Here is a 567-nt window from a genome sequence, read left to right on the forward strand (position 1 = left end):
GATCTCGTCTTCAAGATCATCCAGCTCATCATCGTCGGCTTCATCGATTTCATCGAATTCATCGGCGTCAATGTCCAAATCTTCTTCGACATCGTCAAGAAGAATATCATCCTCGTCGATTTCTTCGAATTCGTCAAGATCAAGATCTTCTTCAACCGCTTTTTTCGCTTTTTTCTTTTTCGCTTTTACAGTCGGCTGGGTTTCTTCATCAAGCTGATCATACGGATACCAGCTGCGCAGGCCCCACGTTTGGTCTGACAGCGCCAAAAAGCGTCCGTCGATATTTAAATCTGTGTAGAACTGGGCGATGCGGTCTTCCAGCTCTTCTTTCCCCATTCCAAGCAAGGAAGCCACTTGATCTGTTAGCTCCTGGAATGTAATCGGTTTTTTGTGTTCCGAGAAAATTTCGTATGCGATTTCAACTAAAGCCATTTCCTTTAGCTGCTCCTCTGAGTATTGTTTCAAACTCATCGCCAGACACTCCCTTTCTATCTTCATGTATGTATCTACTATCTCTGTCATAGAAAATAAGCATGTAATCCCTGTCTTTACGACAAACCATACCTC

General features: G+C 43.4%; 1 protein-coding gene. It reads right to left on the reverse strand.

The annotated features are described in order from the left end of the window. On the reverse strand, positions 1-471 hold a 471-nt coding region (gene rpoE / locus ACWHAR_RS30425), incomplete at its 3' end, for a DNA-directed RNA polymerase subunit delta (RefSeq protein ID WP_452088852.1). Positions 472-567 lie beyond the last annotated feature (96 nt).

This window comes from Bacillus sp. LR--39 (assembly GCF_053613335.1).